Origin of the sequence: Lysinibacillus sp. A4, from assembly GCF_024919535.1 — a bacterium.
Lineage (GTDB): Bacteria > Bacillota > Bacilli > Bacillales_A > Planococcaceae > Lysinibacillus > Lysinibacillus capsici.
Window position 1 is genome coordinate 471,346 of the sequence record NZ_JANWTB010000001.1, and the last position, 14,955, is coordinate 486,300.

Annotated in this window: 16 protein-coding genes; 9 read left to right on the forward strand and 7 right to left on the reverse strand. The window is 39.7% G+C overall.

What is annotated here, in order from left to right; genetic code table 11:
* Window positions 1–133 precede the first annotated feature (133 nt).
* Entirely contained in the window at window positions 134–892 is a 759-nt protein-coding gene (locus NY607_RS02780) for an SDR family oxidoreductase (protein WP_131519798.1), read from the forward strand.
* Window positions 893–940: 48 nt separating this feature from the next.
* Here the strand turns inward: NY607_RS02780 and brnQ are convergent, their stop codons facing one another.
* Entirely contained in the window at window positions 941–2,281 is a 1,341-nt protein-coding gene (brnQ, locus tag NY607_RS02785) for a branched-chain amino acid transport system II carrier protein (RefSeq protein ID WP_131519797.1), read from the reverse strand.
* A gap of 166 nt (window positions 2,282–2,447) precedes the next feature.
* On the reverse strand, window positions 2,448–3,200 hold the full coding sequence (locus NY607_RS02790; RefSeq protein WP_131519796.1) for an alpha/beta hydrolase: 753 nt from the start codon (window positions 3,198–3,200) through the stop codon (window positions 2,448–2,450).
* A 285-nt stretch (window positions 3,201–3,485) separates the two neighbouring features.
* Here NY607_RS02790 and NY607_RS02795 point away from each other — a divergent pair, with 285 nt between their 5' ends.
* A complete protein-coding gene (locus NY607_RS02795; protein ID WP_016994379.1) occupies window positions 3,486–4,367 on the forward strand; it encodes a LysR family transcriptional regulator in 882 nt (293 codons plus the stop codon).
* 43 nt (window positions 4,368–4,410) lie between these two features.
* Here the strand turns inward: NY607_RS02795 and NY607_RS02800 are convergent, their stop codons facing one another.
* Both NY607_RS02800 and NY607_RS02805 read right to left on the reverse strand, forming a co-directional pair.
* Window positions 4,411–5,199, reverse strand: coding sequence for a DUF1835 domain-containing protein (locus NY607_RS02800; protein ID WP_048390151.1), 789 nt, complete (start codon window positions 5,197–5,199; stop codon window positions 4,411–4,413).
* Between the two features lie 12 nt (window positions 5,200–5,211).
* Window positions 5,212–5,835, reverse strand: a complete 624-nt coding sequence (locus NY607_RS02805; protein WP_048390149.1) for a LysE family translocator — start codon at window positions 5,833–5,835, stop codon at window positions 5,212–5,214.
* Between the two features lie 216 nt (window positions 5,836–6,051).
* Here NY607_RS02805 and NY607_RS02810 point away from each other — a divergent pair, with 216 nt between their 5' ends.
* The 6 genes from NY607_RS02810 (at window position 6,052) to NY607_RS02835 (ending at window position 11,533) form a co-directional block, all read left to right on the forward strand.
* Window positions 6,052–6,435 carry a hypothetical protein gene (locus tag NY607_RS02810; protein ID WP_004229554.1) on the forward strand — a complete coding sequence of 128 codons (384 nt, stop codon included), beginning with the start codon at window positions 6,052–6,054 and terminating at the stop codon, window positions 6,433–6,435.
* A 390-nt stretch (window positions 6,436–6,825) separates the two neighbouring features.
* A complete protein-coding gene (gene proB / locus NY607_RS02815; RefSeq protein ID WP_131519795.1) occupies window positions 6,826–7,920 on the forward strand; it encodes a glutamate 5-kinase in 1,095 nt (364 codons plus the stop codon).
* A 13-nt stretch (window positions 7,921–7,933) separates the two neighbouring features.
* A complete protein-coding gene (locus tag NY607_RS02820) occupies window positions 7,934–9,184 on the forward strand; it encodes a glutamate-5-semialdehyde dehydrogenase (protein WP_131519794.1) in 1,251 nt (416 codons plus the stop codon).
* 49 nt (window positions 9,185–9,233) lie between these two features.
* Window positions 9,234–10,118, forward strand: a complete 885-nt coding sequence (locus NY607_RS02825) for a DMT family transporter (RefSeq protein WP_259419131.1) — start codon at window positions 9,234–9,236, stop codon at window positions 10,116–10,118.
* On the forward strand, window positions 10,118–11,080 hold the full coding sequence (locus NY607_RS02830) for a carbohydrate kinase family protein (protein WP_115673921.1): 963 nt from the start codon (window positions 10,118–10,120) through the stop codon (window positions 11,078–11,080). The genes NY607_RS02825 and NY607_RS02830 overlap by 1 nt, the downstream gene beginning before the upstream one ends.
* 63 nt (window positions 11,081–11,143) lie before the next feature.
* The gene (locus NY607_RS02835) at window positions 11,144–11,533 is read left to right on the forward strand and encodes an RDD family protein (RefSeq protein WP_048390139.1); all 390 of its coding nucleotides are present in this window, start codon (window positions 11,144–11,146) and stop codon (window positions 11,531–11,533) included.
* A gap of 121 nt (window positions 11,534–11,654) precedes the next feature.
* Here the strand turns inward: NY607_RS02835 and NY607_RS02840 are convergent, their stop codons facing one another.
* Complete coding sequence (locus tag NY607_RS02840) at window positions 11,655–12,332, reverse strand: hypothetical protein (RefSeq protein WP_048390137.1); 678 nt, start codon at window positions 12,330–12,332, stop codon at window positions 11,655–11,657.
* A 100-nt stretch (window positions 12,333–12,432) separates the two neighbouring features.
* The gene (locus tag NY607_RS02845) at window positions 12,433–12,864 is read right to left on the reverse strand and encodes a GNAT family N-acetyltransferase (RefSeq protein ID WP_066037722.1); all 432 of its coding nucleotides are present in this window, start codon (window positions 12,862–12,864) and stop codon (window positions 12,433–12,435) included.
* Between the two features lie 125 nt (window positions 12,865–12,989).
* Here NY607_RS02845 and NY607_RS02850 point away from each other — a divergent pair, with 125 nt between their 5' ends.
* Window positions 12,990–13,442 (forward strand): MarR family winged helix-turn-helix transcriptional regulator, encoded by a 453-nt coding sequence (locus NY607_RS02850; RefSeq protein ID WP_237900219.1) that lies wholly within the window; start codon window positions 12,990–12,992, stop codon window positions 13,440–13,442.
* A 43-nt stretch (window positions 13,443–13,485) separates the two neighbouring features.
* Here the strand turns inward: NY607_RS02850 and NY607_RS02855 are convergent, their stop codons facing one another.
* The gene (locus NY607_RS02855) at window positions 13,486–14,841 is read right to left on the reverse strand and encodes an aspartate aminotransferase family protein (RefSeq protein WP_131519788.1); all 1,356 of its coding nucleotides are present in this window, start codon (window positions 14,839–14,841) and stop codon (window positions 13,486–13,488) included.
* Between the last annotated feature and the right edge of the window lie 114 nt (window positions 14,842–14,955).

Sequence of the window (14,955 nt, forward strand, 5' to 3'; positions counted from 1 at the left end):
AGATTGTCCAAATGTGTTGATTACTCAACACATCCCGTTTTTTTGCATATTGAAATCGCTTTCATCTTTATTATATGATTTTAATGAACAGATGTTCAATAAATAAAGAAATTACGATGAGGAGGTCTTTGAGATGAGATTAGAAGGTAAAGTAGCCATTGTGACAGGTGCAGCTTCAGGTATGGGGAAAGCCATTGCAGAAGGATATGCAAAAGAAGGCGCTAAGGTTGCCGTTTCAGACTTAAATTTAGAGGGTGCCCAAGCGGTTGTGGAAGGTATTCAAGCGGCTGGAGGAACAGCATTTGCCATTCAGACCAATGTCGCATCAACAGAAGACTTACAACGTTTATTTGATGAAACAAAAACGAACTATGGTCAATTAGATATATTAGTCAACAATGCAGGTATTATGGATGGTATGGAGCCAGTTGGAGAAATTTCTGATGAACGATGGGAAAAAGTATTTGCTGTGAACACAACAGCTGTTATGCGCTCTATGCGTATGGCTACAGAAATTTTCCTTGCGCAAGGACATGGTGTCTTTGTCAATAATATTTCTGCTGGTGGCTTATATGGGGCACGGGCTGGGGCTGCTTATACAGCTTCAAAACATGCGGTAGTTGGTTTAACAAAAAATACAGCCTTTATGTATGCTGATAAAAATATTCGCTGTAATGGTATTGCGCCAGGAGCAGTGATGACCAATATCGCCTCTTCCATGACAAACATGAGCCAAACGGGTGCTACACGACAAGCACTAGGACTATCCATCAATCCGCGGGCTGGTCAGCCAGAAGAAATCGCTCAATTAGCGATCTTCCTAGGCTCAGATGAGGCTAGCTTTGTGAATGGACAAGTTATTGCGGTTGATGGTGGCTGGACAGCTTACTAATCCATAAGGAAACACGCACAGAGACATTTTCTGTGCGTGTTTCTTTCATTATATAACTTTTCGAGACGGAATCATGCTTCCAATTACTGCCCCTATTAACGCTGGCAGTATCCATCCTAAGCCAATATCATAAAAAGGTAGCATCGCAGAATAGTATTTCTCTACTGCATCCAATATACCTAACTTCGCATCTGGCACACTTTCTACCAGCGCTTTATAGCCGTCAATCAGGCTAATGAAAAATGTAAAAATCATCGCTATGGCATACACTGTTTGCTTATTCTTAAAGAAGGATGAGCTTAGAGCGAGCAAGATTAGGACGATTGCTAATGGATATAAGAACATTAAAACTGGAATAGCATATTTGATAATATTGTTTAAACCAAAATTCGCAATCGTAAAGGATACAGCACACAACAGAAACACAAACCATTTGTAACTAATTTTTGGAAATACCTCATGGAAAAACTCACTACAAGATGTAATTAAGCCGATACTTGTTTTTAAGCAAGCGAGCACGATGATGACCGCCAATAAAATAGCTCCAAATGAGCCGAAATAATGATCGGCCACTGCCGCAAAGATTAAACCACCATTATCAAAAGTCCCGACAGCATTAATACTGGAAGCGCCCATATATGTTATGAGACCATAAATCAGCGTCATTAAAGCCATCGCAAAAATACCTGATGTCCATGTAGCCTTGGCAATTTCCTTACGATCTGTAATCCCTGCACTTTTAATTGCATTAATGACAACAATCCCGAAGGCTAGTGAGGCAAGGGCGTCCATCGTATTATAGCCTTCTTTAAAGCCTGTCATAAAGGCGGCATCCATATATGCACCAATTGGCTGCTGGAAATGGCCCATTGGCTTCGTAATGCTTGTAATAATTAAAATAAATAAAACAACTAAAAATGCAGGCGTTAAATATTTACCGATATAATCCATTATTTTCGCTGGATTTAAAGAAAAATAGTAGACAATGGCAAAAAATATAAAGCTAAATACAGCTAGTAGCAGTGTTGCATGCTGTGCTTGAATATATGGCTCAAACCCTACTACAAATGGTACAGTTGCTGTACGTGGGATGGCAAAGAATGGTCCGATTGTTAAGTACAGTGCCAATGAAAAAATAATACCAAATATAGGATGAACACGATTGGCTAGATCACGTAAACCATTACTACCTGATAAGCCAATTGCCAAAATTCCGAGGAATGGTAAGCCGATAGCAGTCACTAAAAATCCGATTAATCCAAACCAAAAATTAGTCCCTGCAAATTGACCCATTTGAATAGGAAAAATTAGGTTCCCTGCTCCAAAATACAGTCCAAATAACATGGTACCAATGACTGCGTAAGTTGAAAAAGGTATTTTTTGTTGCATAATTGATGTGCTCCTTAGAAGTTTTAGACTATAGCAAATTATTTTAATCGAATGATTTTTCACTACAATTTCATCATGTTATCAAGCATTTATTATAATTACAATAGTTTTTTCGTTTATCCAGTGAGATTCAACAAAAAAAGAGCTGTCTACTGACAGCCCCTTCTTAGTTTGCAACTGACCATTCAATATGATCTAAAAATTTATAAACATCTTCATACACTTTATCGCGTTCTTTATCCAATGTAATAATGTGGCCAGAGTTTTCATACCAAATGATTTCTTTGTCGTCTGTTTCCACAGTATTTAAAATAAAAGGTGCGCTTTCTTGATAGAGGTCATCATCTAGTGAGCCTTGTAACACAAGAGTTGGTGCTTTGATCGTTGATAATTCTTCACGCGTTTCTGTTGTTAAACGTGTTACGCCGTCCAATGAATCCTTCGGTGAAATACGTAATTCATGTAATTCTGAAATAATTTGATCTTTTGATTTATTTTCAAAGTGTTTATATAAACGAGCATAGTGGTACAAACGTGTAAATAAGCCTTTTGAATTATCACGTGTAATCGGTGCACACATCGCTACACATGCTTTCACTGGGAATGTCTCTGCTACCTTTAATGAAAAGACACCTCCAAGTGAAATCCCAACAACAGCGATTTCTTCATAGCCTTTCTTTTGTAGGAAGTTATAACCTTCTACTACATCGTTCCACCAATCTTCTGGTTTTGTTTCTAATAATGCTTCTGGTTCTACGCCATGCCCACTATAAATTGGTGCATGCACAGTGTAACCTCGTTGAGATAAAAATTCTCCTAGCTTTTTCACATCTTTTGTGCTACCTGTGAATCCATGCAGTAATAGTACGGCTTTATTGCCTCCCTCGATTGTTAGAGGTTGTGGCTTTGTTAACTTCATTTTATGATATCCCCTTCACGGAAATTAATAATTGTGTATTTTATGTGTCTATCTTAACACCCTTTATTCATAATGTACAATTTATAGTTTTTATCAAATCAATGTGTATTGTGCATGAATGATGTCAACTTAACGGCTGTACTATCACACTTTCTGCTACTTAACTTTTCCATTCTGCTAAATAATTGCAACGTCCTTTTAAAAAATTTTTGCTACCTATACTTCCCGTCTGTTTCCCGTTATAATGCAGATAACTTAAAAATCACAAGAAAAGAGGTGAAAAAAATGGAGTGGCAACAATTAGAATATTTTGTAACCGTTGCAAAGTTAGAGCATATGACACGGGCTGCCGAAGCATTAGCGATTTCACAGCCAGCACTTAGTCGTTCAATTTCAAAGCTGGAGGAAGAATTAGGTGTACCGCTTTTCGACAGACAAGGGCGCTCGATTATGCTAAACCGATATGGAGAGCTATTTTTATATCGTGTCCAGCGCATGCGTAAAGAATATGAAAAGGCTGTTTTAGAGTTACAGGAGCTTAATAATCCCGAACTCGGAGATGTATCACTCGGTTTTTTACATACACTTGGAACGAGTATTGTACCCGACTTGATTCGTGCCTTCCGTCAAAAACATCCCCATATCCGTTTTCATTTCACACAAAACTACTCCCATTCACAGTTAAAACAATTACTGGCAGGTGAGTTAGACCTGTGCCTACTAGCTGCGATCGATACAGAGCCACCAGTTTGTTGGAAGGAGTTATGGCGAGATGAGCTCTTTATAATGGTCCCAATTGACCATCCATTAGCCCATCGTAAAAGCATCAAAATGAAAGAATTGGAGCATGAAAGTTTTGTCTTAATGAAAAAAGGCTATGCATTACGCCGCTCAGCTGATCGCTTATTAAATGCTGCGGGCATTAAGCCTAAAATTTCTTATGAAGGTGATGAAGTATCGACAATCGCTGGGTTTGTTGGTGCGGGGCTTGGCGTTTCCTTACTACCCGATGATGAGGATTTAAACCCGAAAAAAATTGTTAAAATCCATGTTGAGGATATGGTATGTGAACGAATTATCGGCATGGCTTGGATAGAAAATCGTTATTTACCGCCATCTGCACGTCAGTTTAAACAATTTGTCTTTGATTTTTATGACAATAAATAATATAAAAAAGATCAAGGCTTTGGCAGCCCTGATCTTTTTTATGCTACAGTAATTTAACCTGATAGGAAAAAATATCCGTTGTATCGCCTTTCATTGCAAATACTCCCTGTTCGACGAGCGTCAGTAAGCGATACTCTACAAAATCATTTCCTACATAATGGACAAATGTTTCAAATGTCTGTGCCAAAATATGCGTAGGCATTAGCCACTCTTCATTTTGCTGTAAATGCAAATTTTTTGCACTGGCGATAATGTATGCATCCATTGCATCTTCCTCTACATGCAATAGTTCACTTTTCCATAACCGTAATGTACTTGGCTGTTCTTTGATGTTTTCCCATTCCTTAGCGAGTTGCTGACATTCTTGCACAGAGAATCGTTTTGCACTAGGGCGAAGCTTCATTAGCATTTCCGAGGAAAGCTCGCCTGTATGGCGAATGTCTAAATTGGGGTGAATACTCTTCAGATTCTCCGTTGCATCAATACCATACACCATACTGCATTTATGAATTAACTCACTCATCACATAGCGCAGTCCTATCTGTTCATGTGTGTTGTGACTATACCAAATCCACACATCCACATCACAAGGTAAATTAGCGATTTTTTTCCTCCAGTTTTCATACATCTCATCATACAATTGCTGGTCATCATCATCTAAAATATGCGTGGCTAACCAAGTTTTACGTTCTTCAAAGTTTTGAAGAGGTCCAATCGAGAGATCATCATGGACACTTAGAACTGATTCATTTCGCTGCAAACGATGTTGACGAATTGCAAGTTTCATAGAACCCTGCGTTGCTAAGCTAAAGGTAATATGTAAAATAGCCATGTCCATTCCTCCCTACTGTTTGCTGATGGCAATCTGTATCCCGATAAATGTGAATAGAATACCTTGAACTGTATTTAGTCGTTTAGCAATCGCAGGTTTACCAATAATGACTTGTCTAACTTTCCCTGCAAATATACTAAACAATGAAAATAATACAAGCGCTTGTATTAAAAATACAATACCCAAAATAAGCATTTGAAACGCCACATGTCCTTGCGATGGATTAACAAACTGTGGTAACAGCGCTAGGAAAAATAACGATACTTTAGGATTTAAAATATTCATTAATATTCCTTTTTTATATAATTTAATATAGGCTTGCGTATTTTGCTGTTGCAACGTAAAAGGGTCTCCTTTAGCACGAAATGATTGCCAAGCTAGATATAATAAATACGCTGCTCCTGCAAATTTGACGATGGTAAAAATAATGGTCGATTGATAAATTATCGCAGAAATACCAAGTACTGCTGCACTAATATGAACAAGTAGCCCTGTACACAATCCAAGAGATGTGGCAATACCCGCTTTTTTATCTTGTGTAATACTTTGGGCAAGCACAAATAAATTATCGGGCCCTGGCATAATGGTTAAAATCATCGCAGCCCCTAAAAACGCAAATAACGTTGAGATGTCCAAAACTTTCCCTTCCTTCAACTTCTTTTAAAAAACTATATACATTATACTACATGACGTTGTTCTCACTAGATGTAAGTTTATGACTTTATCCAAAAATTTTTTTCAAATTTCGGTTTCACAATTTATGCTCGCTCAAGCGATACTTTTCTTCCCTAATCCATTATAATAGTAGAAACTCATGATAAACCAGATAACTTCCATAAGAGGTGATTGATAATGGCAGTAAGTGATATTGTCACGCAATATGAGGATGAGCATGGACAGGTTTACTATAAAATGAAATCCCATGACATTGAGGTAAAGGCCACACAAAACGCAGGCTTAGCACCTGTCATCACGTATTGGATGGCTGACAAAGAGATTACAGATTCCATTCGAAATTTACGCTTCAGTCCACGTGCCCCATCTAGCTATATACAAGATTACGAAGAATTTCAAGCAATGCTTTATGCGAAAGAGCAACGGGCCATTAACCAGCTGTATGAACAAATGAGCATTAAACCCAAAAATATGTCTTCAGGGAAACAAGTCATTTGGAGTTTCTTTGTCATTGTGCTGGCTATGCTTCCCCTTTTCATTGCGATTTGGTGGTTTAAATAATTGAATAAGCGACCTCTTTAGCGTTTTAGCGCATCCCTTTCTTAATTTATCAAAACTTTCAAGTAATTTATCCATTCAGCTTGACAGACTTATAGAAGTAGTGCATCCTTTAGTCAATAGATGAGAAAACGAACGAAGACCAGTAGTTAGCCACTGCTTGAAAAGAGAGCGATGCCCATCGGCTGGAAGGCATTGTACAAGAAAGACTAATGAAACCTACTTCGTGAAACGTCCTAGCCAAACTAGGCGCAGTCTCGAGCGTTATGAGAAAAGTGGAATGTCGCATGATATTCAATGTAGGTGGTACCACGGAAGGCAAGTCTTTTCGTCCTAATTTTTAGGATGAAAAGGCTTTTTTTATCTTGATTCAGCAATGATGGAGGTCGTGAGATGGAGAGAAAAAGAATTGTTGTTAAGATTGGTAGTAGCTCTTTAACGAATGCGAAGGGTGAAATCGATAAAGTTCGCTTAATGGACCATGTACAGGCAATCGCCGAGTTGAAGAAATTGGGACATGAAGTGTTACTTGTCTCTTCAGGTGCTGTAGCGGCGGGTTTTAAACAACTTGGCTACCCTGCTCGCCCTGTGACAGTGAAAGGAAAGCAGGCAGCTGCTGCTGTAGGACAGAGCCTACTTATTCAAACGTACAGTGCCTTATTTAGTATTTACGATATCATGCCTGCACAGATATTATTGACACGAACAGATTTTTCTAAAAAAGAATGCTATAAAAATGCCTATGCGACTTTCGAGGAATTGTTAGAGCGATCCATGCTACCGATTATTAATGAAAACGATACAGTGTCAATTAGTGAATTAACCTTTGGAGATAACGACATGCTTTCAGCACTCGTCAGTGGACTTGTCCATGCAGATCAGCTCATCATTTTAACAGATATCAATGGCCTTTATAATGCCAATCCCAATAAAAACCCTCAGGCAGAGCGCATTGATCGACTAGCTGCTATTACAGACGATTTGCTACGCTTTGCGGATGGAACAGGATCAAAGGTTGGCACAGGTGGCATGACCTCTAAGCTGCTGGCAGCACGAACAGCGCTACGTGCAGGTGTGAAGGTATTTATCGGTACAGGTCATGGTGCACAGAAGCTCGTCGATATTTTAGCAGGACATGGTGATGGCACTTATGTGGAGCATGATGAGCTCGCAGTGTTAACAAATCATAAACAGTGGATTGCACTCACGGAAATTTCTGGTAAAATTTTTATAGACAGTGGTGCAGAACAGGCCTTAATGAATAATGGTAAGAGTCTATTGCCTGCTGGCGTCTATCGTGTAGAAGGTGAGTTTGTCAATGGTGATGTTGTAGAAGTCTATAGTGAGAAGGACTTACTAGGACGTGGCGAAGTACTGTACTCTTCCCAAGAGCTTCTCTCTGCCATGGGAAAACGGACTGATACATTGCTGAAAAGCCCTATTGAGGTAATTCATCGAGACAAATGGCTGAAAATTCAAACGAATTAAGGAGGAATGACAAATGACAAGTGAAATTCAAGAAAAAGGACAACGCGCAAAAGCCGCAAGCTACATGTTAAATATTAAAACAACCTGCGAGAAAAATGAGGCACTGAAAAAAATTGCAGAACAGCTATTAATCGATCAATCTGACATTATGGCTGAAAATGCAAAGGATTTGGCACAAGGGGAGCAGCAAGGTATCCCTGCGTCTACATTGGATCGCATCATGCTCAATGAAGAACGGATTGCAGCAATGGCCGATGCCATTCATTTACTCGTCTCCTTAAACGATCCAGTAGGTACAATTGTTGAACGTATTGAAAAAGACAATGGGCTCCGCATTGAAAAACGAATTGTGCCACTTGGTGTTATTGGTATGATCTATGAAGCTCGACCAAATGTCACGATCGATGCAGCAACACTCTCTCTAAAAACAGGTAATGCAGTTATTTTGCGCGGAAGCTCCTCTGCTAAGTTTTCTAATATGGCTCTTGTTGCAAGTATTCATCGCGCGCTTGCTAAAACATCCATCCCTACCGATGCTGTTCAATTAATTGAGGATACAAGCCGCGAAACAGCCAAAGAACTCTTCCATTTAAAAGAGTACTTGGATGTGCTCATTCCTCGTGGTGGCAAAGCGCTGATCGATTTAGTTGTCAATGAAGCGACTGTTCCTGTACTGGAAACAGGTGCAGGCAACTGCCACATTTACGTGGATGAAATGGCGGATTACATAAAAGCAGAGAAAATCTGTCTAAATGCTAAAACACAGCGTCCTTCTGTTTGTAATGCAGCAGAAAGCTTACTCATTCATCCTACTTGGTTTCAAGAACATGGCGTCCAGCTTTTAACGTCCCTTCATCATGCAGGTGTAGCCATCATCGGTGATGAGCAAATATGTCAGCAATTTGCAGCTGCTCTTCCAGCTACGGCGGAAGATTATGCGACAGAGTTCCTTGATTTAAAAATAAGCGTTAAATTGGTGGAAAATGTCTATGAAGCGATTGAGCATATTCAATACTTTGGCACAAATCATTCTGAGGCCATCATTACAGAAGATCAATTAACCGCCGAGACGTTCTTAAACAATGTTGATGCAGCAGCAGTGTATCATAATGCCTCAACCCGCTTCACAGACGGCTTTGAATTTGGCTATGGTGCAGAAATCGGTATTAGTACACAAAAGCTACATGCCCGTGGACCAATGGGCTTGCCTGCATTAACATCAACAAAATATGTTATTCATGGCAACGGCCAAATTCGTGAATAGCTGTATTTACTACTTATAGTTTACTAAAATAATAGAAGGAAGGTTTCGGATGAACATCTCAGCAATCATTAAACTAACCGTCTCCATGGCACTGTTTGGTTCCATCGGCTTTTTTACCGTTCACACTGGTGTTCCCGCTACAGAGCTTGTCTTTGTTAGATGCATTTGCGCAACCCTCTTTCTAGGTGGTATGTGGCTCATCACTGGTGGACATAAAACAGAGGTATGGGATAAGAAAGAAATTTTTCAAACGCTTATTTGCGGTGTCTTTATTGTGTTAAACTGGGTATTTTTATTTAAAGCCTTTGAGGAAATGTCCATTTCAATTGCCATTTCCATCTATAATTTAGCCCCCATATTTGTGTTAATTTTAGGCGCTATCTTTTTGAAGGAAAAAATGACCATTCAGGCACTTGTTGCAACAATCACTTGCTTTATCGGTAGTATTTTTATCATCGGTCTCAATAATTTTGTGTCGTTCTCAGAATTTATGCATTCTGGCTTTATCTGGGCCTTACTGTCAGCGGTATTTTATGCCCTTACAATGCTAACAAGCAAAACCATCACGAAGCTTAGCTCGTATGCGTTAACCTATATTCAAACAACAGTTGGAATCGTGATACTACTGCCTTTTATCGACTTCTCACTGTTTGATGGATTAACGTCAACCAATTGGTTTTATATACTCGGCACAGGCTTTATTCATACAGGATTTGTTTACTATTTATTTTTTGATAGTATTCGTAGCCTGTCTACGATTCTTGTCTCTGTATTGGTTTTTGTCGACCCTGTTGTCGCCATTTTACTGGATATGCTATTGCTTGATTTTATGCCAAGCTTTACGCAAACGATGGGGATCCTTCTCATTTTCGCTGGTATTTTTTATACCATTTATGTTCCTAAGAAAAAGCGACTACCACAGGAGGTCTCATAATGGGCAAGCTCTTCACAATTGGAGAATTATTAGTTGACTTTACACCGACACAGCAGCACGGCTCCCTAGCCAACATTGAGCATTTTACTAAACATGCAGGAGGAGCACCTGCCAATGTAGCCGCTGTCTGTGCAAAGCTAGGACAGCAGGCGGCCCTTCTCACACAAGTCGGTCAGGATGCCTTTGGTGACTTCCTAATCAAAACGTTGCAGCAAGCAGGTGTAGATACACAGTTTATTCGTCAATCAACGGATGGTGAAACAAGTCTTGCCTTTGTTTCATTAAATGAACATGGCGAACGAGATTTTCAATTTTATCGCCGACATGCTGCAGATCTCTTATACAAACAGGAATACCTCCCCTCGCAGCTATTAACAGCGCACGATATCGTTCACTTTTGCTCTGTTAATCTTGTAGAGAGTCCTATGAAACAAGCACATCTTGCCCTTATTGAACAGGCACATCAAGCAGGAAGCCTTATATCCTTCGATCCGAATGTGCGCCTTCCTTTATGGCAGGATAAGACGGCGTGTTGTGAAACCATTCTAGCCTTTTTACCAAAAGCCCATATTGTCAAGCTTTCAGAGGAAGAACTGTTGTTTTTAACAACTCTAGAAGATGAACAGGAAGCTGTTCAAACGTTATTCAAGGGATATGTAGAAGTTATTATCATTACACATGGTGCTGCTGGGGCTACCTTATATACGAAAAAACATCATGTGAAGGCTCCTGCTAACAAGGTACAAACCGTTGATACAACTGGTGCTGGTGATGCTTTTATTGGCGCGATTTTAAGTCAATTTCTTCATCATCAACTAACAGTAGATCAAGTGGCAGCTCATTGTGAACAGTATGCAATGTCTCTGCTATCTTTTGCAAACGGATATGCGGGCATTTCAACAACAAAGCATGGGGCGATTCCATCCTATCCTGTACTTTCATTAGATATGAAACTAGGATAAATCGAAACTTTTTGTTCTTATTGTTCGTATGTACTAGTGACAGGTCATTAAAGGAGGGCTTATATGGAATCGATGACAAAAAAACGCACAGCTGCATTTTTAATCGATACAGCTGTTTCAACAGCTGTCACGTTTGGGGTTGAATACTTCCTACGAAAAAAAGTAAAAAATGAGGCTGTTCATGCACTCGTTACGCCAACCGTGGTATTGTGGGCGCTAGAATATGCACAACTCCGTAAAAACGGACAAACGATTGGCTACAAAGCAATGGGATTGACACTCGAAAATGAAGATGGTCGTCCATTATCAGAATGTCAAATTATTAAACGCATGGCTTATCGAGACACTATCAGTACGTTCGATTATCTTAAAGATCGCCAAGCCTTTGAGCAGCAGCATGGTCAACGTCTTCCTCATGATAGCTTTGCAGGTACGGTTGTAAAGAAAAAATAAAGGAAAGCTGCCTTATCGTTTGGGCAGCTTTCTTTAATTGGCGCATTTTGCTAAAGTGTTAATCTTCCTGATCGCCTAACCATTACAGAAAGTAGTATGGAATTCTCTTTAGAGAAGTATGCTAATCTTTGGAAATAAACTGCTGTATATCATTCGATAAAATCGCGTTTTCTGACGGAAACCAAAAATAAGTAGTACCATCAAATTGTATGCCATATTGAAAAGCAATGGCATCGTCTGTATAAAGGAGTACATCATAACGGTTCGTATCCCCGTTTGGCTCAAAGGATGGGGCTGGTTTACTATTGACTAAAATTGCCTTTATATCTGCCATGTCAGACTGGTTTGTATAGCTAGCCGTTTTCCGATTGCCTTCTTCCGTAGATGAGTAAAATTCTATTTTCTTCACTTCTTCTAATGGAACCTGATCAAAATTCCGTCGCGGCGGAGCTTCAGCTCTTATCATATAAATTCGATAGCCATTAATAACCGACTGATCCTCTACCGCAATGGCATCGTCCAGACCCTTTATCGCATAAAGCTTTGTTCCCTTCTCATGGAAGGCTGCATCGCCATCCTTAAAGCGATAGGAAGTTCTTTTGATATGATCTGCCACTTTAAAATCAACTTCCCCTATTTCCTTATCAATGAATGAACGATCGGCTAACGCTACTTCATATACAGCTTCATATTGCTTACCATCCCATTTGATTAAATCAACCCATTCGATGATGACTTGACTACCGCAAGCAGTCAGTAACAACAAACACATGATACAAAGACATATCCATTTCTTCAACAACATCCCCCCTTTCAGCAGTAGACCCAAGCAACGATTAAAAAGTTACAAAGTATGACGCTAAGTCTGGCATGTTCTATAATCGTGTGAATTTCGTCTGCTACCAGTATTTCTTCATTAAAATATGGGGTATGCCACAATCCATAAATTCTTCACCTTCACGCTGATAGCCTAATTTTTCATAAAAGCCTTCTGCATAGGACTGAGCATTTAATTTTGCTTTTGTTAGCCCTTTATCTCGAGCAATTTGCTCTAGGCCCACAATAACTTCCTTACCAAGGCCATATTTGCGGTATTCTTCTAATATACAAATACGCTCCAATTTGCCATAGTCCTCTACAACTCGAAGTCTCCCTGTTCCAACAGGTTGCTCATTGTAATACACCAAAATATGATCGCATGGAGCATCCAGTGCATCAAATTCATCATATTCTTCTTCCTCAGGGACTTGCTGCTCTTCAATAAAAACGCTTCGTCTAAAATCAAACGCTGTTTGTAATTCTGCTTCAGTTGTCACTTTTTTTATAGTCATTACTATTCCTCCTAGTTTCTCCTGCCTTATCATCTTCTCTAGGTGCAATTTCACTTTGAAGATGATAGTATTAGTATAGAATGATTTTTATTGCAATTACAACAAAAATCTCAGGAGGATCGAACATGAAAGAAATCTTACGTGAAATAGGTGCCATAGCACGGGCATTAGACTCGATAAGCAATATTGAATTCAAGGAATTGGATTTGACAAAGGGGCAATATTTATATGTCATCCGTATTTGTGAACATCCAGGTATTATTCAAGAGAAAGTCGCAGAGCTATTAAAGGTAGACCGTACAACGGCTTCACGAGCTATTCAAAAATTGGAGACCAAAGGCTTTATTGAAAAACGAATTGAACAAGGTAATAAGAAAAATAAATTACTTTTTCCTACAGCTAAAAGCATGGACATCTATCCTTTTTTAAAACGGGAGGGCGAATATTCCAATGCCCGTGCGCTTGAGGGGTTTTCCAATGAGGAGATTAACAGCATTCACAGTCTACTAACACGTGTGTTGCATAACATCGAAATTGACTGGGAAGAGGTGAAGAAAGGGCATAAACGACAGTATTAAAGGCGATTCCTCGTGTTTTTCGCACATTTGGAATCGCCTTAGGCTAGACATTGGCTGCAAATACTCGTTTTAATACAGCAACCATAAAATCAAAGTCCTCGTCTGTACAGCACAGCGGTGGACTTAACGTAATGATATTATTGAAGCCTTCAACTGTATCACCATTTCTTCCAATAATTAAGCCATTTGCTTGACAATCAGCCATGATTTTCGCGATTAGCTCAGGCTTAGCAGGTGTTTGAGATTGTTTATCTTCAACCAGCTCGATGCCAATGAGTAACCCAAGCCCACGAATATCGCCAACGAAAGGCAGCTCTAATAGGTCTTGCAAATCATGTAGGAATTGAATACCCAAATCTCTTGCTCGCTGCACAAGTCCTTCCTCCTCCATGATTTTTATATTTTCTAAGGCCACTGCACAAGCTGCTGGATTGCCCCCAAACGTATTGATATGGCGAAAATGACTATAGCCGTCCGTCTCTTTAAATTTTTCATAAATGTCTTTCCGTATAGCTGTAATGGATAGTGGTAGGTAGGCACTCGTTAATCCTTTCGCCATGGTAATGACATCTGGTCGAATATCAAAATGCTGATGGCCAAATAGCTTACCTGTCCGTCCGAAGCCACAAATGACTTCATCCATGATGAGTAATACTCCATGCTTTCTACAAATGCGCTCGACTTCTTTGACATAAGTTGGATGTGGAATAAGCACTCCACCACCTGTGATGAGTGGCTCCATAATGACAGCCGCAATGGTTTCTTTTTGCTCCCAAATAATTTTTTCTTCCAATTCTCGGGCAAGTGCTAGGCTGTATGCCTCAATTGACTGCCCTTTTGGACGACGATAGTGATCAGGTGGAGCAACATGTAAGAAGCCTGGTGTCAGCGGCTCGTACTTAAATTTCCGTAATGCCTGACCTGTAGCTGCTAATGCCCCAAGTGAACTGCCATGATAGCCCCGATAACGAGCAATGATTTTGTAGCGGTTCCCTTCCCCATTTTGTTGATGGTATTGACGTATTAACTTAAACGCTACTTCATTCGCATCTGAGCCACTAGTGGAATAAAACATCATATAGTCATCATCAAGTAAGCTGTTTATTTTTTCAGCGAGCCTGATGGCAGGTTCATGGCTTTGTGTTAAAGGAGCATAGCAAAGCTTTTTTAGCTGCTCATACGCAACCCTAGCAAGACGCTCACGCCCATACCCTACATTCACTGCCCATAAGCCTGACATGCCATCTAAAAAGCGATTGCCTAAACTATCTGTAATCCATGCCCCTTCTCCCTGCTCAATAATGGGAGGTGCTTTGTCGTTATAGATAGACATGTGATGCCAAATGTTTTCATGATCTTTTTGCTGTAAAGTATGTGTAAACTGATCGTTTCGCTCCATATCATGACCTCCAATCGTGTATCATCGGTGTCTTTTTGTCTATCACCATTTTCCCTATTAAGCTAGTTAATATTGAAATTTTCTGATTTCTCTAACATAATGAAATAGACATTG

Excerpts from the sequence above, each read along its gene's own strand:
- NY607_RS02780 (WP_131519798.1), top strand. The coding sequence starts at position 134 with ATGAGATTAGAAGGTAAAGTAGCCATTGTGACAGGTGCAGCTTCAGGT.
- NY607_RS02855 (WP_131519788.1), bottom strand. The coding sequence starts at position 14,841 with ATGGAGCGAAACGATCAGTTTACACATACTTTACAGCAAAAAGATCAT.
- NY607_RS02800 (WP_048390151.1), bottom strand. The coding sequence starts at position 5,199 with ATGGCTATTTTACATATTACCTTTAGCTTAGCAACGCAGGGTTCTATG.
- NY607_RS02795 (WP_016994379.1), top strand. The coding sequence starts at position 3,486 with ATGGAGTGGCAACAATTAGAATATTTTGTAACCGTTGCAAAGTTAGAG.
- NY607_RS02810 (WP_004229554.1), top strand. The coding sequence starts at position 6,052 with ATGGCAGTAAGTGATATTGTCACGCAATATGAGGATGAGCATGGACAG.
- proB (WP_131519795.1), top strand. The coding sequence starts at position 6,826 with ATGGAGAGAAAAAGAATTGTTGTTAAGATTGGTAGTAGCTCTTTAACG.
- NY607_RS02835 (WP_048390139.1), top strand. The coding sequence starts at position 11,144 with ATGGAATCGATGACAAAAAAACGCACAGCTGCATTTTTAATCGATACA.
- NY607_RS02850 (WP_237900219.1), top strand. The coding sequence starts at position 12,990 with ATGAAAGAAATCTTACGTGAAATAGGTGCCATAGCACGGGCATTAGAC.
- NY607_RS02790 (WP_131519796.1), bottom strand. The coding sequence starts at position 3,200 with ATGAAGTTAACAAAGCCACAACCTCTAACAATCGAGGGAGGCAATAAA.
- NY607_RS02845 (WP_066037722.1), bottom strand. The coding sequence starts at position 12,864 with ATGACTATAAAAAAAGTGACAACTGAAGCAGAATTACAAACAGCGTTT.
- NY607_RS02820 (WP_131519794.1), top strand. The coding sequence starts at position 7,934 with ATGACAAGTGAAATTCAAGAAAAAGGACAACGCGCAAAAGCCGCAAGC.
- NY607_RS02830 (WP_115673921.1), top strand. The coding sequence starts at position 10,118 with ATGGGCAAGCTCTTCACAATTGGAGAATTATTAGTTGACTTTACACCG.
- brnQ (WP_131519797.1), bottom strand. The coding sequence starts at position 2,281 with ATGCAACAAAAAATACCTTTTTCAACTTACGCAGTCATTGGTACCATG.
- NY607_RS02825 (WP_259419131.1), top strand. The coding sequence starts at position 9,234 with ATGAACATCTCAGCAATCATTAAACTAACCGTCTCCATGGCACTGTTT.